A 26,723-nucleotide genomic window follows, 5' to 3' on the forward strand; every position below is an offset into this window, starting at 1 on the left:
ACCACCGCTGCGACCATGGATTTTTCAAATCAGGGATTGTTGAAAAACGGCCGGATCCGGTGATGATTGAAATACCGCTCAATCACCTTCGGATCGGAACACGTCTCGGCAATCGCCACATAGGTATCGGGCCGTAACAGGTAAAAGCCGTTGCGGCCCAACCCTGCTTCTTCAAACGCCGGCCGCCAATCGAACACCTGCAACGGCAGATGGTGCTCAAGGCACCAGGCGATCATCTCGTCGCTGGTGTCGCCGTACACATGCACTTGCCACGTCAGGCATTTCAGCGTTTCGAAATTGTCCCCCTCACCATCGTGCGCCCAGGGCAAGCGGTCGCCGCCGTGCACGTGCCCGGCAACGCCGTTGCTCAGGGGCATGCCGCGGTAGTTCAGGGTGATCTGCGATATCGTGCGAAAGAGGAATTCACGGGAGGCTTCAAACGAGGCCATTTTTGGAATCAGAAATGGCGCCAGGCGTGTACGCAATACATCGGCCATGGGGCCTTCGGCGGTGACGAACGTGAACACCCGGTCGGTGGTGGCCACCAACTTGCGGGCGAAGGCGATGCGTTCGGTTTCATAGGTGTCGAGCAATCCGGCCTCGGCTCCGCCACTCAGCACCGCCGCGAGTTTCCAGGCGAGGTTGATCGCGTCGCCGATGCCGGTGTTCATGCCTTGGCCACCGGCGGGGCTGTGCACATGGGCGGCGTCGCCCAGTAAAAAAGCCCGGCCGGTGCGGAAGTGGTCTGCCACCCGATGATGCACGCGGTAGGTCGAGAACCCGTTCAATTGTTCGATCTTGACCTGCATGTGCTCGATGGCCCGGCGGCTGACGTCTTCGAATCGCAGGGTTTCGGCCTGCTCGGCTCGTTCATCGCGCACGGTGCCGATCAATCGCGCACGGCCTTCAGCGGCCAGCGGGAACACCGCGAGAAAGTCCGCTTCATCAAGATCCATGTGCAGTTCGCCGTTGAACGTCGGACCGCTGGCCAGCACGTCGGCGACGTAGAAAATCTGTTGATAGGTGCCGCCGGGAAATCCGGTGTCCAGGGTTTTGCGCACGAGTGAGCGGGCGCCGTCGCAGCCGGCCAGATAGCAGGCCTGGCAGGTTTCCTGTTGACCGTCGGCCAGGCGCAAGGTGGCGGTGATGCCATCGCCGGTTTCCTCGAAGCCCAGCAGCTCGGTGTCGCGCTCGACGCGGATGCCGAAGGTTTCCAGGCGCTCGATCAGCAGCCGTTCATGTTCATCCTGCGGGAAAATTTCGAGAAACGCGTAGGGCGTCAGACCCTCGCCTACACGGCTCAGCGGCAAGCTCGCCACGGGCTCGCCCTTGACCCAGAAATTGGCCGCCGCCACGCGATGGCCGCGCTGGACGATGGCATCCGCCAGGCCGAGCTGGCGATACAGCTCCAGCGTCCGCGCCTGCACGGCCAGCGCCCGCGACGTGGTGCCGGGGGCTGACGTCTTGTCGATGATCCGCACGCGGATCCCCAGTTTGCTCAGCCACAAGGCCAGCACCAGCCCGGTCGGGCCGGCGCCGATGATCAAGACGTCGCTGCGGTGCATGAACCCGTCCTCTTCGCCGTGTGGTTCAAGTATGGTCCACAGGCGTAGGGCGGCCAGGCTGACTGCTCAACGGAAAAAAACGGGCGTTGACGATTAGAAGTCGATGGTGCCCGACAGCTTCGCCATCCGGGGGTCGCCCTGGGTCAGATAGCCGCCCTGGGCCGATTCCCAATACTTCTTGTTGGCCACGTTCTCGACGCCGAAGCGCAGGGTCACGTCTTTCTCCTGGACCTTGAAGGCGTAGCGAGCGCCGGCGTCGAAGCGGTTCCAGGTCGGCAGGCTGAGGTTGTTTGCGGCATCGGCGTACTGGCCGCCGGTGCGCAACATCCGGCCATTGAGTGCTACGCCTTGCAGGCCGGGTACATCCCAATCGACGCTGGCGTTGAACTGAAAGGTCGGGACACCGATGGCGTGGTTGCCGTCGTTGAGGCCGCCCTGGGTTTTCTTCAATTCGGTGTCCATCACCGTGACGCCGCTGAGCAGACGCAAACCGTCGATGGGCTCGCCGAATACGTTGAGTTCGACGCCTTTATTGACTTGCTCGCCGTCGTTCACGAAGCGTGCGGTGGTGTCGTCGATGACTTCGGTATAACCATCCGCCGGCTGCTCGATGCGATAAACACCGAGGGTGGCGCCATAGGTGCCCATGTCGACTTTCACACCGGCTTCGATCTGCTTCGAGCGCGCCGGGGCGAACGCTTCATTGCCATTGACCACGACTCGCGAACCCGACGTCGTCGGCGAGGTCGGCCCCTGCGCCAGACCCTCGATGCGGTTGGCGTAGAACGACACGTGTTCCCACGGCTTGAACACGATGCCGTACACCGGCGTGGTGATCGATTCGTCATAGTTGGACGTGCGGGTGCCGGTGCCGTAGGCATAGCCCTGAACGACCATCTGCTGGCGCCGCACACCGACGGTCACCAGCAGGCGATCATCGAAGATCCCCAGGGTGTCGGACACCGCGCCGCTGCGCACGAAGGTCTTGCCGGTGATGCCCGGATCGTGCAGGTCTCCGCCGGAGAAGCCGCCCTGTGGTGCCGGAACGTCAACCGGGTGATAGATGTTGTTCGGGTAACGGGTCAGGTCGAAATCGTAGGCGTTGCGCTGTTGCGTCCAGATGCCGGCCAGGCCGAAGTTGAGTTGGTGGCTGACCGGGCCAGTGGCGAATTTGCCGTTGAGGCCGGCCATGGTGCTGGTGTTGTCCTCGTCGTGGGGAATGAACGAGCCGGTCGTGGTGGAGCTGCCATTGTTTCCGACCAGAGTCGTGCTGTTGTAGTTGCCGACTTCGCGGGTGTGTTTGGCACCGGCGGCCGCGTAAGCGGTCCAGCTCTCGTTCAGGTCGTACTCGGCGCGCAGCATGCCGAAGGTGTCTTCAATCTGAGTGAAGCCCCACTTCTGTGCGTAGTTGGTGTCGGCCGATGGCGCATCCGGGATGTGCGTGGCGGTGCCGAGGTTCACCGAACTGCGGCCACCGTTGATGCGTTCCTTCGAGTAGACGAAATCACCGGAAATGCGCAAGGCATCGCCACGATAGTCGAGGCCGATGGCGAACAGTTTGGAGCGCTGGTTTTCATCGTCGATGGCGGTGTCGCCTTCGCGTTGCGACAGGTTGATGCGCGCACCGAAGCGGTTGTCCTCGCCGAAGCGTTGGCCGACATCCAGATGCTCACCGATGCGCCCGTCGTCACTGATGTCGGTGCTGAAGCGACGCAGCGGCACGTCACCGGCACGTTTGGGTTGCAAGTTGACGCCGCCACCGATGCCGGAGCCGGTGGGGGTCACGCCGTTGATGAAGGCATTCGGGCCTTTGAAGACTTCCACACGCTCCAGCGCGTCGGTGGAAATGATCTGCCGCGGCAGGATGCCGTAGAGACCGTTATAGGAAATATCGTCACCGTTGAGGGGCAGGCCACGGATCATGAAGGTCTGGGCCTGGTTGGAAAACCCGGAAGCCTGACGCACCGAAGAGTCGTTGAGCAAAACGTCGCCAACGGTTTCGGCCTGCTGGTCGCGGATCAGTTGTTCGGTGTAGGCCGTCACGCTGAACGGCACGTCCATCGCGTCCTGATTGCCCAGTACGCCCAGTTGGCCGCCCCGCGCTACCTGACCGCCGGCGTACACCGGTGGCAGCTCGGACGGTGACGGGGCCTGGGCGTTGACGTTGACGTCGTCCAGCACCAGCGCTTTGCCATCGCCTTGCGGCGCGGGCGCGGGGGTTGCGGCATGGGCGGTGAAGGTTAATGAGCAAAGCAGGGCGATCAGCGTCGGGCGAAAGGGCGCGCCGGTGCGGACTGGAGTAATCATGTTTCGTTCCTGGGCGGTGAGCGCCGGTAGAAAAGGAAATGACGGCGCAAAACTCCATGCGCAAATGAGACTCCAGATACAAATGATAGGAGTTCCCAGTCGCGTCGCGCAATCATTTTGTCATTACGGTCTGCAGGTAAAGATTTGAGGGGGTTGGAATTCCCATCACTCCGGGCGGAGATTCGGGATGCTGGAGGAACAGCAGTTCAGCGTTGCAGTGATAGCCTGCGCAATGCCATTGGTCGTATGGTTAACCCGGTTCAACGGACTCCCAGGAGCAACATGCAAGCCCAACGATTGATCATGAGCGTCGCCGCGTTGCTGGTGTTGGCCGGTTGCAGCAGCCAACGGACCCAGGAACCACCGGTGCGCAAACCTGCCGAGGTCAAGGCGCAAATCGTGCGTTTGCTGCCGGCCAAAACGGTCGACCGTGAGGGGTGGGCCACGGATATCTATGCCGCGTTCGCCGCGCAGAATATTGCACCGACCACGCAAAACCTGTGCGCCGTGCTGGCGGTGACCGAGCAGGAATCAACTTTCCAGGTCGACCCGACCGTGCCGGGGCTGGGCAAGATCGCCCGCGAGGAAATCGATCGCCGGGCGACCAAGGCACACATTCCCGGACTGCTGGTCAGCGGGGCTTTGCGGGTGAGTTCGCCCAATGGCAAAACCTACAGCGACCGGCTGAATGCAGCGCGCAGTGAGAAAGAACTGAGTGCGATCTTCGATGATTTCATCGGCATGGCCCCCATGGGCCAGACCCTGTTCGCCGGTTTCAACCCGGTACACACCGGAGGGCCGATGCAGGTCAGCATCGACTTTGCCGAGCAACAGGCCAAGGGTTATCCCTACCCGGTGGAGGGCTCGATTCGTCGTGAAGTCTTTACCCGCCGCGGCGGCATGTATTTCGGCATCGCCCATTTGCTGGGTTACCCGGTGAGTTACGAACAGCCGCTGTATCGCTTTGCCGATTTCAATGCCGGCTGGTACGCCAGCCGCAATGCCGCGTTCCAGAACGCCGTCAGTAGTGCCTCGGGCATCCCGCTGGCGCTGGATGGCGACCTGGTCCGCTACGGCTCGATCATGCCCGGCAGTACGGAGATGGCGGTGCGCACCCTTGGCAAGCAGTTGGGTATGCGCAATCCGACGATCAGGGACCAACTGGAGGAGGGCAGCAGCCTGGAGTTCGAGAACAGCGAGCTCTATCAGCGGGTCTTTGCTTTGGCCGAACAGGCCGAAGGGCGAGCGCTGCCCCGTGCGGTGTTGCCGGGGATTGTCCTGCAAAGCCCGAAAATCACTCGAAAACTCACCACGGCGTGGTTCGCCAAACGGGTTGATGAGCGATATCAGCGTTGCATGGCGCGTCATTGAGCATGAAAAAACGCAGGCATGAAAAAGCCCGGCTGATCAGGCCGGGCTTTTTGCTGGGGACTGCGGTGGGGCGGTTCAGTTACGCAACGGTGTTGCCTTTCAGGCGGTCAGAGCCGTCAGCGGCAACGGTGTTGCCTTTCAGGCGGTCAGAGCCGTCAGCGGCAACGGTGTTGCCTTTCAGGCGGTCAGAGCCGTCAGCGGCAACGGTGTTGCCTTTCAGGCGGTCGGAGCCGTCAGCGGCAACGGTGTTGCCTTTCAGGCGGTCGGAGCCGTCAGCGGCAACGGTGTTGCCTTTCAGGCGGTCAGAACCATCGGCAGCGACGCGTTTTTCGATCAATCGATCCGAACCGCCTTCAGCCACACGATTCTGGATCAAACGATCCGAACCCCCTTCAGCCACACGGCTTTCAATCAATCGGTCCGAGCCGCCTTCAGCGACTACGGGTTGAGCAGAGGTCGCGGCAAACGCGTTAACTGCGAAGATCGAGAATGCGATGCTGAGGAGGGTTTGGCGTTTCATGATCGTGTGCTCCGGGGTGTTTGGTTGGTATGGAGCCAATGTTACGCCGCACAATTTTTAAGAGAACTTCATTGAAGTGATGTTGAACATCGACAGGATTGATGTTGCCAGCAACCTACCTGTGGTGGGATTGATGTTGCAACTCAAAGCACCTTCACCGCGCGACCGATGAATTGAATCGGCCCGGTTGGCTTGCCGATAGGCGAGCCATTGGAGTTTTCCAGGGTCAGCTCAAACAGTTGGTTGGGCTCCAACGGCGGGAGTTTGTCCAACGGCACCGAAAGCGTTTGCCCCGGCTTCACCAGACCGAGGGACACCGGCCCTTGCCAGCCTTCGGCCTTGGTCCAGAACTCCAGTGCCTTGTCTGCCGGAACCTCGACGACACCCAGCGGGATCAGCTGGATTTCCCTGGGGTTGCTGGCCTGAATGACCCAGCCCGGCGCCTTGTCCTGCGGAGCGACGAGCACCACCAGATACGTCGGTTTGACCGTGGTTTGCGTCAGCAGCATCGCGCCGAGCAATAAGCTTGCAGCCAGCCCGGCACCGGTAAGCCCTCGCCACAGAGACAGGCGATTCCACCAGGTGGCCGGCGTGATCGTACGCGTTGTCGATGATGGGCGATTCAGGGCATTCACGCTGCGTTCGATGCGCTGCCACAGGTGCGCCGATGGGGTCTGTGGTTCCGCCAGTTTGGTCAGGCCCAGCAAACGGCGCTCCCAGTTGTCGACGGCGTTGCGCAGCGCGATATCGCTGCGCAGACGTTGCTGAACTTCGGCTCGCTGTTCGGCGGACAGTGTTCCCAGCACGTACTCACTGGCCAGTTCATCGAGCGCTTCCGGGGTTTCGTCGGTCGGTCTGTTGATCATCCCATGCACTCCCGCAATGCCGTCAGGCTCCGCTTGATCCACGCTTTGACGGTGCCCAGCGGGGTGCCGAGTTTGTGTGAGATCTGTGCGTGGGAATAGCCATCGACATAGGCGTGCACAATGCAAGTGCGCCGCGCCGGTTCGAGCTGTTCCAGGCACAAGTGGATGCGAGCCGAATATTCCTGGACATCAAAGGTGTCCTCGCTGTCCGGCAGGTCGACATCGCCTTGAATTTCGCGATGGTGATCACGCAGGTAATTGAGTGCCAGATGCCGGGTCACGCTGAACATCCAGCCCCGGGCCGAACCCCGCGCCGGGTCAAAACGCCCGGCGCCGGTCCAGATCTTCAGAAATGCATCGTGGACGATGTCCTCGGCCAGCGCCGTATCCCGCACCAGACGCTTGGCCACCCCCAACAGCCGCGGGCTCTCCTGCACATACAACTCGCGCAGGGCCTGACGCTCGCCGCGAGCGCAGGCAGCCAAGTGGTGTTCGTAATCGAAAAGGGGTTCGGGCAAGGACACGGTTCTCGGCCGGCAGTGGATTGATTCGTCGAGTGCAATCTAGCAAACAATCGGCGTTCCTGTGGGCGCACTTTGCTCCCACAGGTTGATCACGTCAGATCCCGGGCCTTAACTGGCCGCCCAGAAAATATAATCCGCCTGATACTTCACCACTTCCTGCTTGCCCTTGTTGGCGGTCGTGCATTCGCTGCTTGGCGCGACACCGCCCTTGAGGGCGACCCGCTGGATGTAGCTGACGCCGCTCATGGCGCCTTTGCCTTCTGCCGGGTTGGCTTTGACCAATTGGTAAGGCAGGTTGCCAGGGCTCGATGGGGCTACGGCGAGTTGCGTGCCGGTGACTTTCGATCCGTCCTTGGCCTGCCAGGTGGCCGGTGGTCCGAAATAAGTGCCGACCTGCTTGCCGCTGCGATCATTGAGCACGGCCTTGGGGCCGACGAAGGTCCACTCGGTCTGGCCGGCCGCATTGGCTTTATCCCGGCATTCGTAGGTGATTTCGCCGACCCCGGTGGTCTCCATCGCCACCTTGTGTCCGTCCGGTACCTTGATGCTGTCGGGCAAGCCGGTCTGGGCGTAGACCGCAGGAACGGTGGCGAACAAACCGATAAGGCAAATAAGCTGTTTGGCGTTCATCAATAGCTCTCCGAAAGTGGGTAATGCACTGGGCAGCAACAGGGGCTGCTACAGGTACTACCCTTGGCAAGGCATTCTGGATGCAGTGCATCGAAGAAATTTTTCAGCGCGGCGAGAGTCAGCTGCTGGAGAGCATCCCAAGGAGGTGTGTATGTATCAGCTCTATGGTCACCAGAACTCGGGCGCGGCAGCGGTCGAGGCCGCGCTGGAGCTGTGTGAGATTCCTTATCGTTTCATTGATGTCGAGTCGTCTGCGGAGGCCGCGCGGGCGTTGGAGAAACTCAATCCGCTCAAGCAGATTCCGACACTGCAACTGCCCGACGGCAGCATCCTGACCGAGAGTGCGGCGATCCTGATTCATCTGGCGCTGACGTTTCCCTCGTCGAAGCTGTTGCCGGATAACCCCGCCGACCGCGATCAGGCCATTCGCGGTCTGGCCTTTATTGTCAGCAATTGTTACTCGGCAATCGGCATCATCGATTACCCGGAACGCTGGCTGGCCACGACCGATGAGGCGTCGCGGCAAAACCTGATAGCCGGTACCCGTGCGCGACTGCACTGGAGTTGGGAAGTGTTTGCCGATCAGTTCTCGGGGGAGCTTTATCTGGGCGAGGAAACGCCCGGCGCGCTGGACGTGCTGGCGGCGGTGATCACTCAGTGGTCGGGGAGCCGGGAGCATCTACGCCGCACGCGACCCGGTTTTTATGCCTGGCTGGAGCGGATTGACCGGCATCCGACCTTGGCGCCGGTGTTTGCCCGTCATTGGCCCGCCTGAACAACAACCCCTTGCAGGAGCGAACCTGCTCGCTCCTGCAAGGGGTTGCGGTGGGGGGCGCTATTCGCCGCGAATATACTGCTCCAACTGCCGGATCAGTTCAGCCTGCTCAGCGATGGCTTCCTTGACCAGGTCGCCAATCGACAGCAAACCGATCAGCCGGCCGTTTTCCACCACGGGCAAATGACGCAGACGTTTTTCGGACATGATGCCCAGGCAGGTATCGACCGTCTGGTGCGTGTCCACGGTGATCACCGGCGACACCATGATGTCGCGCACCGGCGTACCCACCGAAGAACGGCCATGCAGCACCAGTTTGCGCGCGTAATCACGTTCACTGATGATGCCCAGCACTTCATCGTTCTCCACCACCAGCAAGGCGCCGACATTCTTCTCGGCCATCTTCATCAGCGCTTCCAGCACCATGTGATCCGGTTTGATCTGGTGCACTTCCTGATTTTTCTGATCTTTCAACTTGAGCAGTTGCGCGACGGTTTTCATGGCGGTTTCCCGGGTGTTGTCGTTGTCCTTGAAGAATCGTAGACACAAGCGTTCAGGGCAAGGGCGAAAACGGCAGATAACCCTCAAAAAACGTCATTTGCCGGTTTTTCTTTGCAAACCTCAAGAGGCGATGACGCGTAGAATTGCCCCCCTGAATCAACTCCGAGGTTTGCAGTGGTGGATTTACCCCAGGGCTTCGTCCTGACCCGGCATTGGCGCGATACCCCGGCGGGTACGGAAGTCGAGTTCTGGCTGGCGACTGACAGCGGTCCCCGGCGCATCCGCCTGCCGCATCAGCCGTCGGTGGCGTTTTTGCCGGCCAGTCAGCACGAGCAGGCCGAAGCGCTGCTGCACGACGAAAAAAACGTCGAACTCAAACCGCTGTCCCTGCTGGATTTCGAGCACCGCCCGGTGCTCGGCCTGTATTGCCGCCAGCACGGGCAGTTGATGCGCCTCGAAACCGCGTTGCGCCGGGCGGACGTCGAAGTCTACGAAGCCGACGTGCGCCCGCCGGAACGCTACATGATGGAGCGCTTCATCACCGCGCCCGTACGCTTTGGCGGTACGCCGGGCGAGGGTGGCCTGCTGCTCGATGCGCAGATGAAGCCCGATCCTGACTATCGACCCAGCTTGAAACTGGTGTCGCTGGACATCGAAACCACTGCTCAGGGCGATTTGTACTCCATCGCCCTGGAAGGCTGTGGCGAGCGTCAGGTGTACATGCTCGGCCCGCCCAACGGCGACGACAGCGCGGTGGACTTCCAGCTCGAATATTGCGAGTCACGCACGCTGCTGCTGAAAAAGCTCAACGACTGGTTCGCCCGACATGACCCCGATGCGATCATCGGCTGGAACGTCGTGCAGTTCGACATGCGGGTGCTGCACGAACACGCCCGACGCCTGGGCGTACCGCTCAAGCTGGGGCGTGGCGGCGAGGACATGCAATGGCGCGAACACGGCAGCGGCAATCATTACTTCGCGTCCGCTGCCGGGCGACTGATCATCGATGGCATCGAAGCCCTGCGTTCGGCGACCTGGAGCTTCCCCTCGTTCAGCCTGGAAAACGTCGCGCAAACCCTGCTCGGCGAAGGCAAGGCCATCGACACCCCGTACCAGCGCATGGACGAGATCAATCGCATGTTCGCCGAGGACAAACCGGCGCTGGCCAAATACAACCTCAAGGACTGCGAGCTGGTCACGCGGATTTTCGCCAAGACCGAGTTGCTGACTTTCCTGTTGGAACGGGCCAGCGTCACCGGCTTGCCGGTCGATCGTATGGGCGGATCGGTGGCAGCGTTCACCCATCTCTACATGCCGTTGATGCACCGTCAGGGCTTTGTCGCGCCAAACCTCGGTGCTAAACCGCCACAGGCCAGCCCTGGCGGGTTTGTCATGGATTCACAGCCGGGGCTCTACGAGTCAGTGTTGGTGTTCGATTACAAGAGCCTTTACCCGTCGATCATTCGCACGTTCCTGATTGACCCGGTGGGGCTGATCGAAGGCCTCAAGCACCCCGACGACGTCGACTCGGTGCCGGGCTTTCGCGGTGCGCGTTTTTCCCGTACCCGTCATTGCTTGCCGTCCATCGTCGCGCGGGTAGCCGAAGGCCGGGAAACCGCCAAGCGCGAACACAATGCGCCGCTGTCCCAAGCGCTGAAAATCATCATGAACGCGTTCTATGGCGTGCTCGGTTCCAGCGGTTGCCGCTTCTTCGATACGCGCCTGGCGTCTTCCATCACCTTGCGCGGCCACGAAATCATGCTGCGCACCCGCCAGTTGATCGAAGCCCAGGGGCATACGGTGATTTATGGCGACACCGACTCGACCTTCGTCTGGCTGCGCCGAGCCCACGGCCAGCAGGAAGCCGCGCAGATCGGGCGTGCGTTGGTCGATCACGTCAATCAATGGTGGCGTGAGCACGTGCGGCAGGAGTACGGGCTGGAGAGCGCGCTTGAGTTGCAGTTCGAAACCCACTACAAGCGCTTCCTGATGCCGACCATTCGCGGGGCGGAGGAGGGCAGCAAGAAGCGTTACGCGGGTCTGGTCACCCGCGCCGACGGCACCGACGAGATGGTCTACAAAGGCCTGGAAACCGTGCGCACCGACTGGTCGCTGCTGGCCCGGCAGTTCCAGCAAGAGCTGTATTCAATGATTTTCCACCGCAAGCCGTATCAGGAGTACGTACGCGATTACGTGCGCAAAACCCTGGCCGGTGAATTCGATGATCGCCTGATCTACCGCAAACGCCTGCGCCGGACCCTCGACGACTACCAGCGCAACGTGCCGCCGCATGTGCGGGCGGCGCGCATTGCCGACGATTACAACGACCAGCAGGGTCGCCCGCGGCAATACCAGAACGGTGGCTGGATCAGCTACGTGATCACCGTTGCCGGCCCCGAGCCGTTGGAGATCCGCAGCGCACCGATCGATTACGATCACTACGTCAGCAAGCAACTGCAACCGGTGGCGGACGCGATCCTGCCGTTTGTCGACGATGACTTCTCAACCCTGATTGGGGGGCAACTGGGCCTGTTTTGAGTCCATCAACGACAGGGTCCAGTCATCCAGAATGCCGTGGAAGTATTGGTTCAAGGCCTGGTGAAACGGGCTGCCATCGGCGCAGACCTGGGCGAACAGGGTCATTGATGAGTGGAACTTCAAGTCGTCGGGGTGGCCGAAAATCGCTGCCACCGAGCGCTGCTGGATGTTCAGCACTTCCTGGGTGCAGATGCGCAGCCGGGCACCCAACAACGGGTGCTCAAGGTAAGCCTGCGCTTCTTCCCGGGAGCGGATCGCGAAGTGTCGGGACATTTCACTGCCGCCCAGCCCGGCGAACTGCGGAAAGACGAACCACATCCAGTGACTGCGTTTGTGGCCGGCACTCAGTTCGGCCTGAACCCGGTCGAACACCGGGTCTTGCGCCTGGATAAAGCGCTGCAGGTTGAAATCGTCCGGCTGATCGGTGCTTCTCATACAGAAGCCCTCTGACTGCGCGTTGGCTCAGACCATTGCCAGCCGCTGCTTGCGTTTGGGCGCGTGAAACGCTTGGTCCAGCGCCTCCAGATCCCCTGCCTCAAGTTGCAACTGCGCGGCTTGCGCATTGAGTCGAACGTGTTCGGGGCGGACCGCCTTGGGGATAGCGATCACGCCATCCTGGCGCAGCAGCCACGCCAGCGACACTTGTGCAGGCGTCACGCCATGGCGGGCGGCCACTTGTTTGAGCGTGGCATTGGCGAGCATTTTTCCGCCCTGGCCGATCGGGCAGTAGGCCATCACCGGCATTATGTGCCGTTGGCACCAGGGTAGTAGATCAAATTCTATGCCGCGTTGCTCCAGGTTGTAGAGCACCTGATTGGTGGCGCAGGCCGGGGCGTTGAGTTCCAGCAGGTCATCGACGTCGAAATTGGAAACGCCCCAACGGCCGATCTTGCCCGATTCGCGCAGGCGTTCGAAGGCTTCGACAGTTTCTTCCAGGGGGAATTGGCCGCGCCAGTGCAGCAGATACAGATCGATATGATCGGTCTTGAGCCTGTGCAGGCTGCGCTCGCACGCTTCGGGGATGCCTTTATGGCTGGCGTTGTGCGGGTAGACCTTGCTGACCAGGAAAACCTTGTCGCGCTGGCCGGCGATGGCTTCGCCCACCACGCGTTCGGCGCCACCTTCGGCGTACATTTCGGCGGTGTCGATGAGGGTCATACCCAGGTCGATGCCTTGGCGCAGGGCGGCGACCTCTTCTTTGTGGCGGGTGGAGGCTTCGCCCATCTGCCAGGTGCCTTGGCCGATAATGGGTACGTGGGTGTTGGCCAATTGTAGCGTGCGCATGTCCGTTTCCTTTTTCGCTGCGTTACTGTGGTGGGCATCAGGATCGTCGCAGGGTTCCTTTGGTCGAGTGCCCTATCCTTTGCTTATGTATCTCGTTGCAGTCGACAGCTTCTACAGGGGCGAGCAGCCGGACTGCCGGTTATCGATTGCTTACCCCCAACACTGCACTTTTTTGACTTGACCGGCTCTATCCATAGCCGTTGCGGCGAATCCCGCCGCACAGGAATGTGCCAGCCCAATCCCTTATGGTTCGAGTGTTGCCCTTTAACCTTATCCGCGTTCGCCTGCTCGCTGGTCTGTTGCTGCTTTGCGCCAGCGGCTGCAGCCATCAGCCCGGCAATGACCTTTTCACCCAGATTCGCGACGGGAAACCCCAGGAATTCCTGCAAACCAGCGTCGATCGCATGGCCACGCTGACGATGCGTGACAACCTCGACAGCCTTTACCTGTTGATGAGCAAGTTGTACCTGCGCAACCCCGACGAGTTGAAAAAATCCGGCTTTCTCGACGCCCGCACCGCTGGCAAGCAAGTACGCATGGCCATCGAACAGCAGCAGCCGCTTCCCACCCTGGGCGGTAAAAAAGACCTGGCGGCGTTGCGCTTTGCCATGAGCCCGGAGTTTCTAGGTGACCGGGTCGGCGCGTTCATCTATGCCATTGGCAGCATGCTGGTCACCGCCCACGGCAATCGCCTGGAGTTCTACATGACCGACGCGATCAACCCGACCTTCGTCAGCAACGCCGCGCGCAATATCGAAATCGCCACCTGGATCTTGAGCCAGCGCCAGAACAAGGATGGCCAGCCCATGCTGTTCTCCAACGAAATCTCGGAGGAGGGCAGTAACCTGAGTTTTGCCGTGGAGTTCGGCAAGATCGTCGCGCGCCTGGATCTGCTGACCCAGATGCTAGACGAGCGCTACCGGCGCATCGGTCTGAATTATGCGCAGAGCCTGTTGTTTCTGAATTTCCTGCCCGTCCAGTGAGTACACCACGCCATTGCATATGGCATAAAGATAGATCGCATCGATATAACTGGTTATAAGAAATATCGCTATGCTGCGGGCCAGATTTCCCCGCGGTCTATGTGGACGTATCAATGGATTTAGTGAACATCGGGTTGGTCGTGGCCGGGCTGGTCGTCGGCTTCATCGTCGGCATGACTGGCGTGGGGGGCGGGTCGTTGATGACGCCGATCCTGCTATGGTTCGGAATCAACCCGGCAACCGCCGTCGGCACTGACCTGCTGTACGCGGCCATCACCAAATCCAGTGGCGTGATTGTTCATAAAAAGAACAACAACATCGACTGGAAGATCACCGGTTGGCTGACCCTCGGCAGCGTGCCGGCCGTCATCTTGACGTTGTGGTTCCTCAGCACGTTGCATTCCAGCCCTGACGCGATGAACGCGATCATCAAGCAAGCCCTGGGCTTTGTGCTGTTCGCCACGGCGCTGGCGATTCTGTTCAAGAAACGCCTGCTCGATTTCGCCCACAAGCGCGCCGGTGGCAGCTACAACCCAAGCGGGCCGCGTCTTAATGTCCTGACCGTGATCACCGGCCTCGTCCTCGGCGCCATGGTCGCGCTGACGTCCATCGGCGCCGGCGCGTTGGGCACCGTGGCGTTGTTCATCCTTTATCCTCTGCTGCCGACCCGCCGCCTGGTGGGCACGGAAATCGCGCATGCCGTACCGCTGACGCTGGTCGCCGGCCTTGGCCATGCGAGCATGGGCAACATGGATTGGCACGTGCTCGGTTATTTGCTGGTCGGTTCGTTGCCGGGGATTTACCTGGGTAGCCACTTGACCGGACGTATCTCCGACGAATTGCTGCGCCCATGCCTGGCGACGATGCTAATGCTGATCGGTTACAAGCTGGCGTTCTGATACAACCCGACACGCCAGATTTTGTAACGGTTTCCTGGGGGCCCTGCCTGTTGCGCAATGTCCGCCCTGACCTAAGCTTTGGACAAGGCAAAGCGTATTTGCCATGCGTCACCCGGAACGAACGCCGCGATGCGCAATCATTAGAGCGTGGATATCAAAAGGAGATGCGCATGCTCATCAGGTCTCTGACCCTGGCTACCTTGCTGGCTGTCGCCAGCCCCCTGTTCGCCGCTGATGGCGATTCACCGCTGGATATTGATAAGGGCAGAGCCCGGCCATTGATCGTGATCACGCGCAGTACCGTTGATCCCGTCTGGGTAAACCTGAAAAAGTCCCTGGAGGATCCAGCCAACAAGCAGGGTGTCGCCGACCGCAACATCAGGGTGTACAGCGTGCTGAACATGTCCGGTCAACTCAACGGCAAGGATCTCGGTCAGCAGGACACCATGGCGTTGATCCGTGCGCTGAAACTGGGAGCCGGGGCTTTGCCGAAAGTGATTCTGGTGGGCAAGGATGGCGAAAAGAAGCTTGAAAGTTCCGGGGAAGAATCGAAATCGGTGGATCTTAAGAAAATCTTCGACACCATTGACGCCATGCCAATGGCTGAGAAAGAAGCGGCTGCACTGATACCGACACCGCCCGCGGTGACCGCCGAGCCGGCGCCGGCCAAGGGGGCTAAAAACGCCAAACCGGCAACGCCAGCCAAGCCCCCTCAAATGCCGGACGACTGATTTAGCGTTGCCACATCTCGAGCACGCTCACTCCAGCTACCCGGTTGGAAACCGCAAAAAAGATCGCAGCCTTCGGCCGTTCCACCGATCCGCGGAGATGCCGAAGGCTGCGATTTTTTGATCCTGATGCTTACGCCATCAATCGTTCAAAGCGCTCAGCACCTGGTGCGCAATCCTCACCCGATCCGCAATCGGATAATTCTTGTTCGCCAGAATCACGAGACCGATGTCCTTCGACGGTACGAACGCGACATAAGCCCCAAATCCACCGGTCGAACCGGTCTTGTTGATCAGCAAGTCTTGCGCTGGCGCTTGTGGCGGATTCAGCCACTGGACTTTGTGCGCTTCCATTGCCATCGGCGTCGAGTTGCCCGCCAGCAATTGATCAAGGGTAACCGGATAGCGATACAACTCCCAACCCAAGCCCTGGGTCATGTTGTCGACCGTGTAGTAACCGGTGTGAGTCAACGCGATGGCCTGCTGCAGCGGTTTTTCCAGGCTCGAGGGTTTCAGATTCACTTCAACGTACGCCAGCAAATCCGCGGCACTGGTCTTAACGCCGTATGCCTCGGAATCCAGGGCCCCCGGCCCGACTCGCACCGGTTTGCCGTCCTTGTTGTAGCCTTGGGCATACAGACCCATCTGGTCCTGCGGCACTTTCAGGAAGGTGTGTTTCAGGCCGAGCTTCGGCAACAGGGTGTTTGCCATCACCTCATCAAACGGCTGACCCAGGCTTTGCGCGGCGAGGTAGCCGAACAAGCCGATGCTGGGGTTCGAATACAGTCGGTGGCTGCCGGGGGCGTAGTCCGGTTTCCATTGTTGGTAGTAGCCGAGCATTTTGTCGGGCGAATCGAATTCAGCTGGGAATTGCAGGGGTAAGCCGCCGGCGCTGTAAGTGCCCAGTTGCAACACGCTGATGTTGTCGAAGGCGCTGCCGCTCAGGGCAGGCAGGATCTGACTGACCTTGTCGCTCAGGGACAATTTGCCATTGGCTACGGCATAGGCGGCGAGGGTGGCGGTGTAGGTCTTGCTGACCGAGCCGATCTCGAACAGGGTGTTTTCGCTGACCGGTGTGGCGGTTTCTTTCGATGCCACGCCGTAATTGAAGAAGTGCTGCTTGCCGTTGACGGTGACAGCGACGGCCATTCCGGTAATGTCCTGGCTCTTCATCACCGGGCGCACCGCCTCGCTGACCCGCTTCTCGAGAGCCGGTTGTGCCAGGCTTTGGCCTGATACAAAAAGGCCGGCGCCCGTGATCAAAGTTGCCAGCACGGCGTGGTTGAGGGTGCGCGTCATCATGTCGATTCCATCAAAAAACAATGGGAGCGAGCCTGCCCGCGATGCGGTTGCCGAGTCAACCTTTTGCGCTGACGGACAGGGTGTATTCGCGCGCAGGTTCGCTCCCACAGTGATGCTTTGTGATGTTCTCGCTGGCTTAACGTACCAGACACGGCCGCTTGTTATCGAACGTCCAGCCCGGAATCAAAAACTGCATCGCCATGCTGTCGTCTCTCGCCCCCAGGCCCATGCCTTTGTACAGTTCATGGGCCTTGTTCACCTGATCCATATCCAGCTCGATGCCCAATCCGGGTTTCTGCGGTACCTGCACGCAACCGTCGACGATTTGCAGCGGCGCCTTGGTCAGACGTTGACCGTCCTGCCAGATCCAATGGGTGTCGATGGCGGTGATTTCACCCGGTGCCGCAGCTGCGACGTGGGTGAACATCGCCAGGGAAATGTCGAAGTGGTTGTTGGAGTGCGAGCCCCAGGTCAGCCCCCATTCGTGGCACATCTGCGCCACGCGTACCGAACCCTGCAGGGTCCAGAAGTGCGGGTCGGCCAGGGGGATGTCGACCGATTGCAGCTGGATCGCGTGGCCCATTTCACGCCAGTCGGTGGCGATCATGTTGGTCGCGGTTTTCAGGCCCGTGGCACGACGGAATTCGGCCATCACCTCACGACCCGAATAGCCGTTCTCCGCGCCACACGGGTCTTCGGCGTAAGCCAGAACGTTGTGCTGATCGCGGCACAAACGGATCGCTTCCTTCAGCGACCAGGCGCCATTCGGGTCGAGGGTGATGCGGGCATCGGGAAAGCGCTCGGCGAGGGCTGTGACCGCTTCGATTTCGGCATCGCCGCTGAGCACACCGCCCTTGAGCTTGAAGTCCTTGAAACCGTATTTTCCATGGGCGGCGACCGCCAGTTGCACCACCGCATCGGCGGTCATGGCTTTCTCATGGCGTATGCGGAACCAGTCGTTGTCGGCCTCCGGTTCGCTGCGGTAGGCGAGGTCGGTTTCGTTGCGATCACCGACGTAAAACAGGTAACCGAGCATCTTCACTTCATCGCGCTGCTGACCTTCACCGAGCAGGGCGGCCACGGGCACATCAAGGTGTTGGCCGAGCAAATCGAGCAGTGCCGCTTCGAGACCGGTGACTGCGTGAATGGTGATGCGCAGGTCGAAGGTCTGCAAACCGCGGCCCCCGGCATCGCGGTCGGCGAACGTCTGGCGCACCTGGTTGAGGAGCTTCTGATAAGTGCCGATCGGGCTGCCGATCACCAGGTTGCGGGCGTCTTCGAGGGTCTGGCGAATGCGCTCGCCACCGGGCACTTCGCCGACGCCGGTGTGACCGGCGTTGTCCTTGAGGATCACGATGTTGCGGGTGAAAAACGGGCCGTGGGCGCCGCTCAGGTTGAGCAGCATGCCGTCGTGGCCGGCCACGGGAACGATCTGCATGCTGGTGATGATCGGGGCTTTGGCGATGTCTTGTTCGATCATTTTCTTGTCCTTTCAGGCGTGACGTGGCGCGGTATCGGCCGATGCAATGGCGGGCGCGGATTTAGGTTTGTTGCGAGCGGCGAAGACGATGATTGCAGCGATGATCGAGGTGGCGGCCAGGCCATACAGACCGCCCTGAATCGAACCGGTACGCGCTTCGAGCAGGCCGAAGGTGGTCGGCGCGACAAAGCCGCCGAGGTTGCCCACCGAGTTGATCAACGCGATGACGCCCGCCGCAATGCGTGCATCCAGATAGGCCTGGGGAATCGGCCAGAACAACGACGACGCCGATTTGAACCCAAGCGCAGCAAAGCAGATCGCCACGAACGCGAAGATCGGCCCGCCGGTGGTGGACATGAACATCCCCGCAGCAGCAATCAGCAGCGCGGCGGCAACCCAGGCTTGCTGGTGCTTCCATTTGGCCGACAGCGAAGCGAAGGCATACATGCCGATGATCGACAGCAACCATGGTATCGAGTTGAACATGCCGACCTGGAAGTCACTGAGGTCGCCCATCTTCTTGATGATGCTCGGCAGCCAGAAGGTCGCGGCATAGATGGTCAGCTGGATGAAGAAGTAGATCACGCAGAACAGGATGATCTGCCGGTCCTTGAGCAGTTTGCCCAATGACGGCTTGATCGGCGTCGTGGCTTCGCGGGCCAGTTGTTCATCGTCGATGGCTTTGACCAGCGCGTCTTGTTCCTCACGGGTCAGCCATTTGGCGTCGTGGGGTTTGGAGTCCAGCCAGAACCAGACGAAGGCGCACAAGCCCACCGAGAACATGCCCTCGATGAAGTACATCCATTGCCAGCCGTGCATACCCAGGCCGTTGATTTGCAGGAGTAGCCCGGACAGCGGGCCGGAGATCAGCGAGGCAATCGCCGAGCCGCTGAGGAAAATCGCTATCGCCTTGCCGCGCTCCACGCCGGGCAACCAGCGGGTGAAGTAGTAGATCACCCCGGGAAAGAACCCGGCTTCAGCCACACCCAGCAAGAATCGCAGGATATAGAAGTGGGTTTCGTTCTGGATGAACGCCATGCCCGCAGCGACGAGGCCCCAGGTCAGCATGATGCGGGTCAGCCAGATTCGTGCGCCGACTTTTTGCAGGAGGATGTTGGAGGGTACTTCGAACAGCGCGTAGCCAATGAAGAACAGGCCGGCCCCGAGGCCGTAGGCAGCCGCGCCGATGCCCAGATCGTGTTCCATGTGCGCGCGGACGAAGCCGATGTTCACCCGGTCAATGTAATTGACGATAAACATGATGACGAACAGTGGCAGGACGTGACGTTTGACTTTGGAAATGGCGGACTTCAGCACGGAATCGGCGTCGTCGTGTATCCCGGAGATGGATGTATTCACTGCGTTTTCTCCCACTCGTTATTTTTATGCGGGGTGTGGCGGTGTTGCTTTGTTGATAGACATCATACAACTACATTTTTTTGCCTTGCAACTGGTTTTGCCCAACAAAATAGCGATTATTTAGCGGCTTTTCGGTTGCTTTGTGCTCGACATAACGGTCGTGGTTGATGACAAAAGCCTGTTTTGTTGAGTGTTGTCATACAAGTTGGTGCATTTTTCTGACGATTCCCGCAAAGCGCAGTGCTACGATTCGTCAGCCAAGTTTTTCGGACGCCCCCATGCAAGACGACCTCGACGCACCTGCCCGCAAACGCAGCCACAACCTGGCCCACGACCTGGTGGCCAAGTTGACCCAGAGCATCCTGCTCGGGCAAATGCTGCCCGGCGACAAGCTGCCGTCGGAGAACGCGATCGTTCAGGAACACGGGGTCAGTCGAACGGTGGTGCGCGAGGCCATCTCGAAATTGCAGGCGTCGGGGCTGGTGGAAACCCGTCACGGCATCGGCACCTTCGTGTTGGAGCGCGCGCCGGAGCAGGGTTTGCGGCTGAATGTCGATACCGCGTTGGGGGTGCGCAGCATCCTTGAATTGCGCATGGGGCTGGAAACTCAGGCAGCGGCGCTGGCGGCGACCCGTCGCAGCGATCAGCAACTGGCGCAGATGCGCGAAGCACTCGACGATTATCAAAACCTGTTGGCCAACAATGACAGTTGCGTCGAGGCCGACCGACGTTTTCATCTACTGATTGCCGAAGCCACCGGCAACGTCTGTTTCAGCGAAATCATGCAGCACCTGGGGAGCGCCATGATCCCGCGAACCCGGGTCAATGCGGCGGAGCGAGGGGCGGTGGATTTGAGCAAGCTCGGGCAGTTGGCCAACCTCGAACACGAGGCGATTCTCAACGCCATCAAGCGCCAGGACCCGGACGCGGCGCGAGCGGCGATGTGGTTGCACCTGACTAACAGCCGGGACCGGTTTTCGTCCGGTTGAAAGGCAGTGATACCGAGTCATCGTTCATCGCGGGCAAGCCCGCAATGGCGTCAGAGGCCTCAACTCAAACGGCTGATCAAACCCGCGCTACCTGAACCACCGCTCTGCGCTCCAGATTCAACGCCAGCACACTGATCAACACCACCACCGCACCCACGCCCACCATCAACGTCGGCCTTTCGCCCAGGGTGAAGGACGCAATGACCATCGCCATCGGCGGCACCAGATACAACGTCATCGTCGCCCGGCTCAGGTCCACGTGCGCCAGTACATAGGCCCACGCCAGATACGCCAGCGCACTCGGAAAAATCCCCAAGGCAAACACCGCGAGCTGTACCCGCAGTGGCGCATTCACCACCTGATCCGCCAGCCCGGGCAGGAACACCAACAGCAGCGCGGTCCCGGACCAGACCGTATAGCAAACCAGGGTCAGGCCGTCGTAGCGTCCGGTGTGATGCTTTTGCAGCGCGAAGTAAATACTCCACGACAACGCCGACAGCAGGATCAACAAGCCATGGGCGTCGATGCTGCCGAAGCCGTGATCGCCGGCCACCACGATCATCACGCCGACCAGTCCGAGGACCACGCATCCCCAGCGCCAGGCGCTCACCCGATCCTTGAAGACGAAGCGTGCCAGCAGGGTGCTGAACAGCGGCGTCGTCTGCGCCAACACACTCGATGCGCCGGCGCTGACGCCCTGTTGGCCGAAATTGATCGCCACGTGATGCAGGCTCACCGCAAAGAAACCCAACCCGAACAGCAGCGGCAGATCCCGGAGTTTCGGCGGGTGAATGCCCCTCGATACCGCGACCACGGCCATGAAGACCGAGGCGATCAGAAAACGCAGCAACGCCAGATGCACGGGGTCATAAGCCACCAACCCGATGTGAATGCCGCTCGGGGAATATCCCCAGCAAGCTACGACAAACGCCATGGCCAGGATGATTTTCAGGGGGGAGGGGGTAAGTCGATTCATGGTCGTGCACCGATGGGAGATGCACTGAGTATCAGAAGCCTGATCGTTCGCCACAACTGACTTATACTGCGCTAACTATTCACTTTGGGTGATGTATGGAGCTGGCGCAGATTCGCATGTTCAAGACCGTGGCCGAGGTGGGCAGCATTGCCCGTGCCGCCGAGTTGCTGCATTGCGTGCCATCGAATATCACGGCGCGCATCAAGTCGCTGGAAGCCGAGCTGGGAGTGGCGCTGTTCCTGCGGGAGGGGCGTGGTCTGCGCATCAGCCCGTCGGGCCAGACCTTTCTGGCCTACGCCTCAAAAATTCTGGCCCTCACCGCCGAGGCCAAACGCGCGGTGGATCCTTCGGCCGATCCGTCCGGACCGTTGCGCATCGGTGCCATCGAGTCGTCTGCCACCGGGCGCTTGCCGCGTTTGCTGGCGAAATTCCACAAGCGCTTCCCGCAGGTGGCGCTGGAGCTGACCACTGGCACGTGGGCCCAGTTGCTCGACGACACGTTCAATCACAAGCTCGACGGTGCGATCGTCGCGGTCGACGTCGAGCGCTCGCAGCTCAAGCGCACGCCGATGTACCGCGAAGAGCTGCTGTTAATCGCCTCATCCTCCCTCGGACCGCTGCGTGACGTGGCGGACCTGCACGACAAGACCATGTTCCTTTGGCCGCAAGGCTGCCCCTACCGCGCAGCGATGGAGCATTGGTTATTGCGCAACGGGTTGTCGTTGCCGATTGTCAGCCTGGCCAGCTATGGCGCGATTGTCGGTTGCGTCAGTGCCGGGGCCGGCGTGGCGCTGGTGACTAAAGGGGTTTTCGATCAATACGCCAAGGGTGCCGGGTGCGTGGCGTTCGAGTTTCCTGAACTGACGGCCATCGAGAGCCTGTTCTACTGGCATGAAAACGCCGGCGTGCACCCGGCGCGCGAGGCATTTGTGGCGATGTTGCGCGAAGAGTTCACCTGACGCTTCCTCCGAAGACGTATTGATCTGGATCCAGGCTTTATTCACAAACCTACGGCACTCGTGCGAATCGTGGCGGCCTAAGCAACAGGACGTACTTTTGCGTTCAGGCAAACTGGCATGGATCGGACATGAACAAAGAAAACCTTAAAGACAGATCGCTGACTATTCTGCTGGCGCTGGTGAGCATCGCTTTCGTCTGGATTCTGCTGCCGTTTTACGGTGCCGTATTCTGGGCGGTGATCCTCGGGATCCTGTTTGCCCCCCTGCAACGACGGCTGCAATTGAAGTTCGGCTGGCAGCGCAACTTTACATCGCTGCTTACCTTGAGCATCTGTCTGTTGATCGCGATCCTGCCGGTGATCGTCCTGAGCATCTTACTGGTCCAGGAAGGGACAGCGGTCTACAGGAGCATCGAAAGTGGCGAGCTGGACATTGCCGCCTATGTGACGCAGTTCAAGCACAGTCTTCCACCATTCTTCCAGCACTTGCTCGACCGTTTCGGCATGGGCGAATTGAACGGGCTGCGGGAGAAAATCATCAAGAGCGCGATGACCGGCAACGAGTTCTTTGCTACACAGGCATTCAGTTTTGGTCAGGGAACGTTCCAGTTCATCGTCAGCTTTTTCATCATGCTGTACCTGCTGTTTTTCTTCCTGCGCGACGGTGCGGAACTTGCGCGAAAAGTACGCACGGCCGTGCCGCTGGAGGAAAACCAGAAGCGTCGTTTGCAACTCAAGTTCAACCGTGTGGTGCGGGCCACCGTGAAGGGTAATCTGGTGGTCGCCATCACGCAGGGTGCATTGGGTGGTTTGATTTTTTGGTTTCTGGATATCCCCAGTGCCTTGATCTGGGCGGTGTTGATGGCATTTCTATCGTTATTGCCAGCGGTGGGGGCGGGGATTATCTGGGCACCGGTGGCGGCATTTTTCCTGTTCACCGGGGCGATCTGGCAAGGGGTGACGCTGGCCTTGTTCGGCGTGTTCGTGATTGGCCTGGTGGATAACGTGCTGCGACCGATCCTGGTAGGCAAGGACACGAAAATGCCCGACTACATGATCCTGATTTCGACCCTGGGTGGCCTGGCGATTTTCGGCTTGAATGGCTTTGTCATCGGTCCACTGATTGCCGCGCTGTTCATGTCGAGCTGGGCCATTTTCATCGAAACCAAGCCGCGGGTTCAGTTACCTTAGGCGTTGAGTTGGCCGTGCCGGCCGGCACTGATTTGCTGCGACAACGCTTGGGCATCGGGCAGTGACGTGAGTGGGCCGCTGATTTGTTCGCCGTCCTGGACAAGATACCAGCAGGCAAGCATGCCTAACGCCCTGAGCGGTGCTGGGACGGCGCTGCCGATAACGGACATGATCTGAACCTGAGACATCATAAGTACCTCCATCAATCTATGGAGCTACCTTACTGTCCGCCGCTTTTTACGGACAATCACCGTTTTCGATAGTGGTCATTGATGCCAGTGAGGGCAGTCGACCGGCTGTCGGTCAGTCGACCACCTGATCAAGCATATTCACCACTTCCTGCTCGTTGAGCAGCCCCTTGCGCACGAGGCTTTGCGTCAGCAGCGAAAGGAACTTGGCGCTGCGATGTCCTTCCAGGTGCTTGAGTTCAGTCAGTACGCTGTACACCTTGCTGGAGGTACACAGGCCGACAATGCGGTGCGGATTTTGTGTTGGCATGAGGTCGTCCTTGTTGTTATCAAGCTGTTGTGGGCGGACAGGCCCAAGCTTGCGGACCTGACGTGACATAAATATGACCGATGGCTGCCACGGGGCAGAAGCGGTGTCGGGACAATCTTGCCCATTTGTGCGCCGCCTGCTGTCCTCATAGCGACCTCGACGAGATTTATTCAGACCAGGGCAGGCATCCAGCCCTGCGCAATCCGATGATCGGCGGGGGCGTCCCCAGGCGAACAGAATGGCTCATGGTTTGGGAGCTCCGCCGCTGGGGGAGCCGAACTTGAACGGGTCGGCACCACGGTTCGCGCGGTTCTTCTCTTTACGCGCCGCGTCCGGAGGGCGGATCATTTGTACCGTCAGGCTGCCGTCTGCACCGGCGTAAACCACCGCACTGGTTCCACCGTCCAGATAGCTCGCGATGGTGGCCAGGTTGATCTCCACCAGCGCGCTACTCACCCCTGTGTTGCCCAGGCGCCGCCCGATGTTGTATCCCTCGTCGACATTGCCCAGTTCAAGGCCGTGGCCGTCGGTATTCAGGCCGTGCAAGGCAAGGGTCAGGGCGATTTCAGCTTCTTGATTGTCGGTGGTGTCGTAGAACACGCGCACGGGCTTATGCCATTCGGGCAGGGTATCCAGCGCCTGCAGCCAGCCAGCCTGCAGGGCCCTGGCCTGCAACGCCGGTTTGAGCCGCTTGCCGTGTTCATCCTGCATCGAGACCTTGATCGGGCGATGCAGGTAACCCAGCACCGGTGCGGCGTCGAACTCTTTGACCTGATGCTGGGCCCAGCGGATGGGTAACCATGGGGAAGGTTCGAACTCTCCGGGGCCGCGGTTGCTGATGGTTTGCCAGAGGGTGGGGAGTTGGGATTGCCAGTAGGCGGTGGACATGGTGCCGGGGGCTAGGGGGTCTTCAGCGCCTTTGGCTCGCTCTGCCTCCTCATACGCCTTCCTGAACTTAGGCGCCTGCTGCCAGTAAAATGCCCATAGTTTGCCCAGATCGGTGTCTTTGTTCTGGTTATCTTCACGTTCATGAGTGGCATAACGGCGGATGTACCGATCCACCCGATCCGAGCGGGTGACCAGCAGCCCGGTCATGCTTTCGTAGACGGTGGGGACGACGTGGCCGTTCTGCAATCCAAGGGTTCCTGCAACCCGCAATCCGTCTCGCGTGACGTCGCCATCCTCGCTCACGATCAAGGCCTGGGGCACTTCGGGGTTGTCATCGAAGAACTGGAACAATCGCTCGATCATACCCTGGGCATGGGTTGTGTTTTCTGCGTCTTGCCACAAAAACAACGTGACTCCGAGCGTGGCGGCGTTGCGACCATTGTGAATGTTACTCGCGGCCCCTGTATCTGACGGCTGCTTGGGCGGCGCGATGGAAAACACCGGGATTGGCCAGTACGCCACTGACTCGCCTGCCGAATGTTTGAAGGCAACGCGGATTTTGATATCTCTGGAGTTTTGTCTGGATCTTAGTGACGCCTTATAGTCCTTGGGGTCACGAGAGTAAATTGAAGCAAAGTTGTCGTTTTTCTTTTTGATGAACTGCCAGATTTCAGATTGATGATCCTGATAAATCCCCAGCCCCACGCCCCGTATTTCTAGCGCGTAAGTCCGCGCTTGCGTGGCTTGCTGCTCAGCGATTTGTGCGGTGACTTTGGCTTTGTAAGCAGCGAGCCCCGCTTTTTCACTGGCCACGGCGTTGCCCCACCAGTGAACGCTGAAGATCAGCAATATCGGGCCCACAATAGCGGCGATTCCCCAGCGCAGTACCGGGTTCATGTCAGCGGTTCTCCAACAAGCCCTAGACAGGACGGGATCCCCAGGCATGACGTGATGGCTCATGAATTGGGAGCTCCGCCGCTGGGGGAGCCGAACTTGAACGGGTCGGCACCACGGTTCGCGCGGTTCTTCTCTTTACGCGCCGCGTCCGGAGGGCGGATCATTTGTACCGTCAGGCTGCCATCTGCACCGGCGTAAACCACCGCACTGGTTCCACCGTCCAGATAGCTGGCGATGGTCGCCAGGTTGATCTCCACCAGCGCACTGCTGACCCCGGTATTCCCCAGGCGCCGCCCGATGTTGTATCCCTCGTCGACATTGCCCAACTCGATGCCATGGCCGTCGGTATTCAGGCCGTGCAAGGTAAGGGTCAGGGCGATTTCAGCCTCTTGATTGTCGGTGGTGTCGTAGAACACGCGCACCGGCTTATGCCCTTCGGGCAGAGTATCCAGCGCCTGTAACCAGCCGGCTTGCAGCGCCTTGGCCTGCAACGCCGGTTTGAGTCGCTTGCCGTTTTCGTCCTGCATCGAGACCTTGATCGGGCGATGCAGGTAACCCAGCACCGGCGCGGCGTCGAATTCTTTGACCTGATGCTGGGCCCAGCGGATGGGTAGCCATGGCGAAGGTTCGAACTCTCCGGGGCCGCGGTTGTTGATGGTTTGCCAGAGGGTGGGGAGTTGGGATTGCCAGTAGG

The 26,723-nt window shown here is 60.1% G+C and carries 25 protein-coding genes and 1 pseudogene; 9 read left to right on the forward strand and 17 right to left on the reverse strand.

Annotation, left to right across the window (positions count from 1 at the left end; genetic code table 11):
• Nucleotides 1-29: 29 nt before the first annotated feature.
• Nucleotides 30-1,565 carry an FAD-dependent oxidoreductase gene (locus tag BVK86_RS21235; RefSeq protein ID WP_075948282.1) on the reverse strand — a complete coding sequence of 512 codons (1,536 nt, stop codon included), beginning with the start codon at nucleotides 1,563-1,565 and terminating at the stop codon, nucleotides 30-32.
• A gap of 93 nt (nucleotides 1,566-1,658) precedes the next feature.
• Nucleotides 1,659-3,872, reverse strand: coding sequence for a TonB-dependent receptor (locus BVK86_RS21240; protein ID WP_075948283.1), 2,214 nt, complete (start codon nucleotides 3,870-3,872; stop codon nucleotides 1,659-1,661).
• A 282-nt stretch (nucleotides 3,873-4,154) separates the two neighbouring features.
• Here BVK86_RS21240 and BVK86_RS21245 point away from each other — a divergent pair, with 282 nt between their 5' ends.
• On the forward strand, nucleotides 4,155-5,243 hold the full coding sequence (locus tag BVK86_RS21245; protein WP_075948284.1) for a DUF1615 domain-containing protein: 1,089 nt from the start codon (nucleotides 4,155-4,157) through the stop codon (nucleotides 5,241-5,243).
• Nucleotides 5,244-5,322: 79 nt separating this feature from the next.
• Here BVK86_RS21245 and BVK86_RS21250 read toward each other — a convergent pair whose 3' ends face one another.
• The 4 genes from BVK86_RS21250 to BVK86_RS21265 form a co-directional block, all read right to left on the reverse strand.
• Nucleotides 5,323-5,763: a hypothetical protein gene (locus BVK86_RS21250; RefSeq protein WP_075948285.1), complete on the reverse strand. Its 441-nt coding sequence runs from the start codon at nucleotides 5,761-5,763 to the stop codon at nucleotides 5,323-5,325.
• A gap of 143 nt (nucleotides 5,764-5,906) precedes the next feature.
• Nucleotides 5,907-6,629 (reverse strand): anti-sigma factor, encoded by a 723-nt coding sequence (locus BVK86_RS21255; protein WP_075948286.1) that lies wholly within the window; start codon nucleotides 6,627-6,629, stop codon nucleotides 5,907-5,909.
• A complete protein-coding gene (locus BVK86_RS21260) occupies nucleotides 6,626-7,153 on the reverse strand; it encodes a sigma-70 family RNA polymerase sigma factor (RefSeq protein ID WP_075948287.1) in 528 nt (175 codons plus the stop codon). The genes BVK86_RS21255 and BVK86_RS21260 overlap by 4 nt, the downstream gene beginning before the upstream one ends.
• 108 nt (nucleotides 7,154-7,261) lie before the next feature.
• A complete protein-coding gene (locus tag BVK86_RS21265) occupies nucleotides 7,262-7,783 on the reverse strand; it encodes a DUF3455 domain-containing protein (protein WP_075948288.1) in 522 nt (173 codons plus the stop codon).
• 151 nt (nucleotides 7,784-7,934) lie between these two features.
• Here BVK86_RS21265 and BVK86_RS21270 point away from each other — a divergent pair, with 151 nt between their 5' ends.
• On the forward strand, nucleotides 7,935-8,558 hold the full coding sequence (locus BVK86_RS21270) for a glutathione S-transferase (protein ID WP_075948289.1): 624 nt from the start codon (nucleotides 7,935-7,937) through the stop codon (nucleotides 8,556-8,558).
• Nucleotides 8,559-8,618: 60 nt separating this feature from the next.
• On the opposite strand, the gene BVK86_RS21275 is transcribed toward BVK86_RS21270, so the two are convergent.
• Nucleotides 8,619-9,059 carry a CBS domain-containing protein gene (locus BVK86_RS21275; RefSeq protein ID WP_075948290.1) on the reverse strand — a complete coding sequence of 147 codons (441 nt, stop codon included), beginning with the start codon at nucleotides 9,057-9,059 and terminating at the stop codon, nucleotides 8,619-8,621.
• Between the two features lie 177 nt (nucleotides 9,060-9,236).
• On the opposite strand from BVK86_RS21275, the gene BVK86_RS21280 reads away from it, so the two are divergent.
• Nucleotides 9,237-11,597: a DNA polymerase II gene (locus BVK86_RS21280; RefSeq protein ID WP_162279053.1), complete on the forward strand. Its 2,361-nt coding sequence runs from the start codon at nucleotides 9,237-9,239 to the stop codon at nucleotides 11,595-11,597.
• On the opposite strand, the gene BVK86_RS21285 is transcribed toward BVK86_RS21280, so the two are convergent.
• Both BVK86_RS21285 and BVK86_RS21290 read right to left on the reverse strand, forming a co-directional pair.
• On the reverse strand, nucleotides 11,562-12,032 hold the full coding sequence (locus BVK86_RS21285) for a DUF1810 domain-containing protein (protein WP_075948292.1): 471 nt from the start codon (nucleotides 12,030-12,032) through the stop codon (nucleotides 11,562-11,564). The two genes, BVK86_RS21280 and BVK86_RS21285, sit on opposite strands and share 36 nt — an antisense overlap.
• 27 nt (nucleotides 12,033-12,059) lie before the next feature.
• Nucleotides 12,060-12,881, reverse strand: a complete 822-nt coding sequence (locus BVK86_RS21290) for an aldo/keto reductase (RefSeq protein ID WP_075948293.1) — start codon at nucleotides 12,879-12,881, stop codon at nucleotides 12,060-12,062.
• Between the two features lie 245 nt (nucleotides 12,882-13,126).
• On the opposite strand from BVK86_RS21290, the gene BVK86_RS21295 reads away from it, so the two are divergent.
• From BVK86_RS21295 to BVK86_RS21305, 3 genes are all read left to right on the forward strand, one after another.
• Nucleotides 13,127-13,864 (forward strand): hypothetical protein, encoded by a 738-nt coding sequence (locus BVK86_RS21295; RefSeq protein ID WP_075948294.1) that lies wholly within the window; start codon nucleotides 13,127-13,129, stop codon nucleotides 13,862-13,864.
• 113 nt (nucleotides 13,865-13,977) lie between these two features.
• Nucleotides 13,978-14,763, forward strand: coding sequence for a sulfite exporter TauE/SafE family protein (locus BVK86_RS21300; protein ID WP_075948295.1), 786 nt, complete (start codon nucleotides 13,978-13,980; stop codon nucleotides 14,761-14,763).
• Between the two features lie 170 nt (nucleotides 14,764-14,933).
• Nucleotides 14,934-15,494: a DUF4174 domain-containing protein gene (locus BVK86_RS21305; protein WP_075948296.1), complete on the forward strand. Its 561-nt coding sequence runs from the start codon at nucleotides 14,934-14,936 to the stop codon at nucleotides 15,492-15,494.
• A gap of 138 nt (nucleotides 15,495-15,632) precedes the next feature.
• On the opposite strand, the gene ampC is transcribed toward BVK86_RS21305, so the two are convergent.
• The 3 genes from ampC to BVK86_RS21320 form a co-directional block, all read right to left on the reverse strand.
• Entirely contained in the window at nucleotides 15,633-16,793 is a 1,161-nt protein-coding gene (gene ampC, locus BVK86_RS21310; RefSeq protein ID WP_231977858.1) for a class C beta-lactamase, read from the reverse strand.
• Nucleotides 16,794-16,929: 136 nt separating this feature from the next.
• On the reverse strand, nucleotides 16,930-18,273 hold the full coding sequence (gudD, locus tag BVK86_RS21315; protein WP_075948297.1) for a glucarate dehydratase: 1,344 nt from the start codon (nucleotides 18,271-18,273) through the stop codon (nucleotides 16,930-16,932).
• Between the two features lie 12 nt (nucleotides 18,274-18,285).
• Nucleotides 18,286-19,632, reverse strand: coding sequence for an MFS transporter (locus tag BVK86_RS21320; RefSeq protein WP_075948298.1), 1,347 nt, complete (start codon nucleotides 19,630-19,632; stop codon nucleotides 18,286-18,288).
• 278 nt (nucleotides 19,633-19,910) lie between these two features.
• Here BVK86_RS21320 and BVK86_RS21325 point away from each other — a divergent pair, with 278 nt between their 5' ends.
• Nucleotides 19,911-20,621: a FadR/GntR family transcriptional regulator gene (locus BVK86_RS21325; protein ID WP_075948299.1), complete on the forward strand. Its 711-nt coding sequence runs from the start codon at nucleotides 19,911-19,913 to the stop codon at nucleotides 20,619-20,621.
• A gap of 76 nt (nucleotides 20,622-20,697) precedes the next feature.
• Here BVK86_RS21325 and BVK86_RS21330 read toward each other — a convergent pair whose 3' ends face one another.
• Entirely contained in the window at nucleotides 20,698-21,597 is a 900-nt protein-coding gene (locus BVK86_RS21330) for a DMT family transporter (protein ID WP_075948300.1), read from the reverse strand.
• Between the two features lie 95 nt (nucleotides 21,598-21,692).
• Between BVK86_RS21330 and BVK86_RS21335 the strand changes: the two genes are divergently transcribed.
• Complete coding sequence (locus BVK86_RS21335) at nucleotides 21,693-22,556, forward strand: LysR family transcriptional regulator (RefSeq protein ID WP_075948301.1); 864 nt, start codon at nucleotides 21,693-21,695, stop codon at nucleotides 22,554-22,556.
• 128 nt (nucleotides 22,557-22,684) lie between these two features.
• Nucleotides 22,685-23,746, forward strand: coding sequence for an AI-2E family transporter (locus BVK86_RS21340; RefSeq protein WP_075948302.1), 1,062 nt, complete (start codon nucleotides 22,685-22,687; stop codon nucleotides 23,744-23,746).
• Here BVK86_RS21340 and BVK86_RS21345 read toward each other — a convergent pair.
• The 4 genes and pseudogenes from BVK86_RS21345 to BVK86_RS21360 all read right to left on the reverse strand — a co-directional run.
• Nucleotides 23,743-23,934, reverse strand: a complete 192-nt coding sequence (locus tag BVK86_RS21345) for a hypothetical protein (protein ID WP_075948310.1) — start codon at nucleotides 23,932-23,934, stop codon at nucleotides 23,743-23,745. The genes BVK86_RS21340 and BVK86_RS21345 overlap by 4 nt on opposite strands.
• A gap of 115 nt (nucleotides 23,935-24,049) precedes the next feature.
• On the reverse strand, nucleotides 24,050-24,244 hold the full coding sequence (locus tag BVK86_RS21350; RefSeq protein WP_075948303.1) for a hypothetical protein: 195 nt from the start codon (nucleotides 24,242-24,244) through the stop codon (nucleotides 24,050-24,052).
• A gap of 243 nt (nucleotides 24,245-24,487) precedes the next feature.
• Nucleotides 24,488-26,029 (reverse strand): type VI lipase adapter Tla3 domain-containing protein, encoded by a 1,542-nt coding sequence (locus BVK86_RS21355; protein ID WP_408002947.1) that lies wholly within the window; start codon nucleotides 26,027-26,029, stop codon nucleotides 24,488-24,490.
• A 59-nt stretch (nucleotides 26,030-26,088) separates the two neighbouring features.
• A pseudogene (locus tag BVK86_RS21360) lies at nucleotides 26,089-26,723 on the reverse strand (DUF2875 family protein); the annotation flags it as partial.

This window comes from Pseudomonas reinekei (genome assembly GCF_001945365.1).
Classification (GTDB): Bacteria; Pseudomonadota; Gammaproteobacteria; order Pseudomonadales; family Pseudomonadaceae; genus Aquipseudomonas; species Aquipseudomonas reinekei.

Bases quoted from the DNA above. Each gene is read 5' to 3' on its own strand.
- BVK86_RS21235 (WP_075948282.1), bottom strand. From the start codon at position 1,565: ATGCACCGCAGCGACGTCTTGATCATCGGCGCCGGCCCGACCGGGCTG.
- BVK86_RS21240 (WP_075948283.1), bottom strand. From the start codon at position 3,872: ATGATTACTCCAGTCCGCACCGGCGCGCCCTTTCGCCCGACGCTGATC.
- BVK86_RS21245 (WP_075948284.1), top strand. From the start codon at position 4,155: ATGCAAGCCCAACGATTGATCATGAGCGTCGCCGCGTTGCTGGTGTTG.
- BVK86_RS21250 (WP_075948285.1), bottom strand. From the start codon at position 5,763: ATGAAACGCCAAACCCTCCTCAGCATCGCATTCTCGATCTTCGCAGTT.
- BVK86_RS21255 (WP_075948286.1), bottom strand. From the start codon at position 6,629: ATGATCAACAGACCGACCGACGAAACCCCGGAAGCGCTCGATGAACTG.
- BVK86_RS21265 (WP_075948288.1), bottom strand. From the start codon at position 7,783: ATGAACGCCAAACAGCTTATTTGCCTTATCGGTTTGTTCGCCACCGTT.
- BVK86_RS21270 (WP_075948289.1), top strand. From the start codon at position 7,935: ATGTATCAGCTCTATGGTCACCAGAACTCGGGCGCGGCAGCGGTCGAG.
- BVK86_RS21275 (WP_075948290.1), bottom strand. From the start codon at position 9,059: ATGAAAACCGTCGCGCAACTGCTCAAGTTGAAAGATCAGAAAAATCAG.
- BVK86_RS21285 (WP_075948292.1), bottom strand. From the start codon at position 12,032: ATGAGAAGCACCGATCAGCCGGACGATTTCAACCTGCAGCGCTTTATC.
- BVK86_RS21290 (WP_075948293.1), bottom strand. From the start codon at position 12,881: ATGCGCACGCTACAATTGGCCAACACCCACGTACCCATTATCGGCCAA.
- BVK86_RS21295 (WP_075948294.1), top strand. From the start codon at position 13,127: ATGGTTCGAGTGTTGCCCTTTAACCTTATCCGCGTTCGCCTGCTCGCT.
- BVK86_RS21300 (WP_075948295.1), top strand. From the start codon at position 13,978: ATGGATTTAGTGAACATCGGGTTGGTCGTGGCCGGGCTGGTCGTCGGC.
- BVK86_RS21305 (WP_075948296.1), top strand. From the start codon at position 14,934: ATGCTCATCAGGTCTCTGACCCTGGCTACCTTGCTGGCTGTCGCCAGC.
- ampC (WP_231977858.1), bottom strand. From the start codon at position 16,793: ATGATGACGCGCACCCTCAACCACGCCGTGCTGGCAACTTTGATCACG.
- gudD (WP_075948297.1), bottom strand. From the start codon at position 18,273: ATGATCGAACAAGACATCGCCAAAGCCCCGATCATCACCAGCATGCAG.
- BVK86_RS21325 (WP_075948299.1), top strand. From the start codon at position 19,911: ATGCAAGACGACCTCGACGCACCTGCCCGCAAACGCAGCCACAACCTG.
- BVK86_RS21330 (WP_075948300.1), bottom strand. From the start codon at position 21,597: ATGAATCGACTTACCCCCTCCCCCCTGAAAATCATCCTGGCCATGGCG.
- BVK86_RS21335 (WP_075948301.1), top strand. From the start codon at position 21,693: ATGGAGCTGGCGCAGATTCGCATGTTCAAGACCGTGGCCGAGGTGGGC.
- BVK86_RS21340 (WP_075948302.1), top strand. From the start codon at position 22,685: ATGAACAAAGAAAACCTTAAAGACAGATCGCTGACTATTCTGCTGGCG.
- BVK86_RS21345 (WP_075948310.1), bottom strand. From the start codon at position 23,934: ATGTCTCAGGTTCAGATCATGTCCGTTATCGGCAGCGCCGTCCCAGCA.
- BVK86_RS21350 (WP_075948303.1), bottom strand. From the start codon at position 24,244: ATGCCAACACAAAATCCGCACCGCATTGTCGGCCTGTGTACCTCCAGC.
- BVK86_RS21355 (WP_408002947.1), bottom strand. From the start codon at position 26,029: ATGAACCCGGTACTGCGCTGGGGAATCGCCGCTATTGTGGGCCCGATA.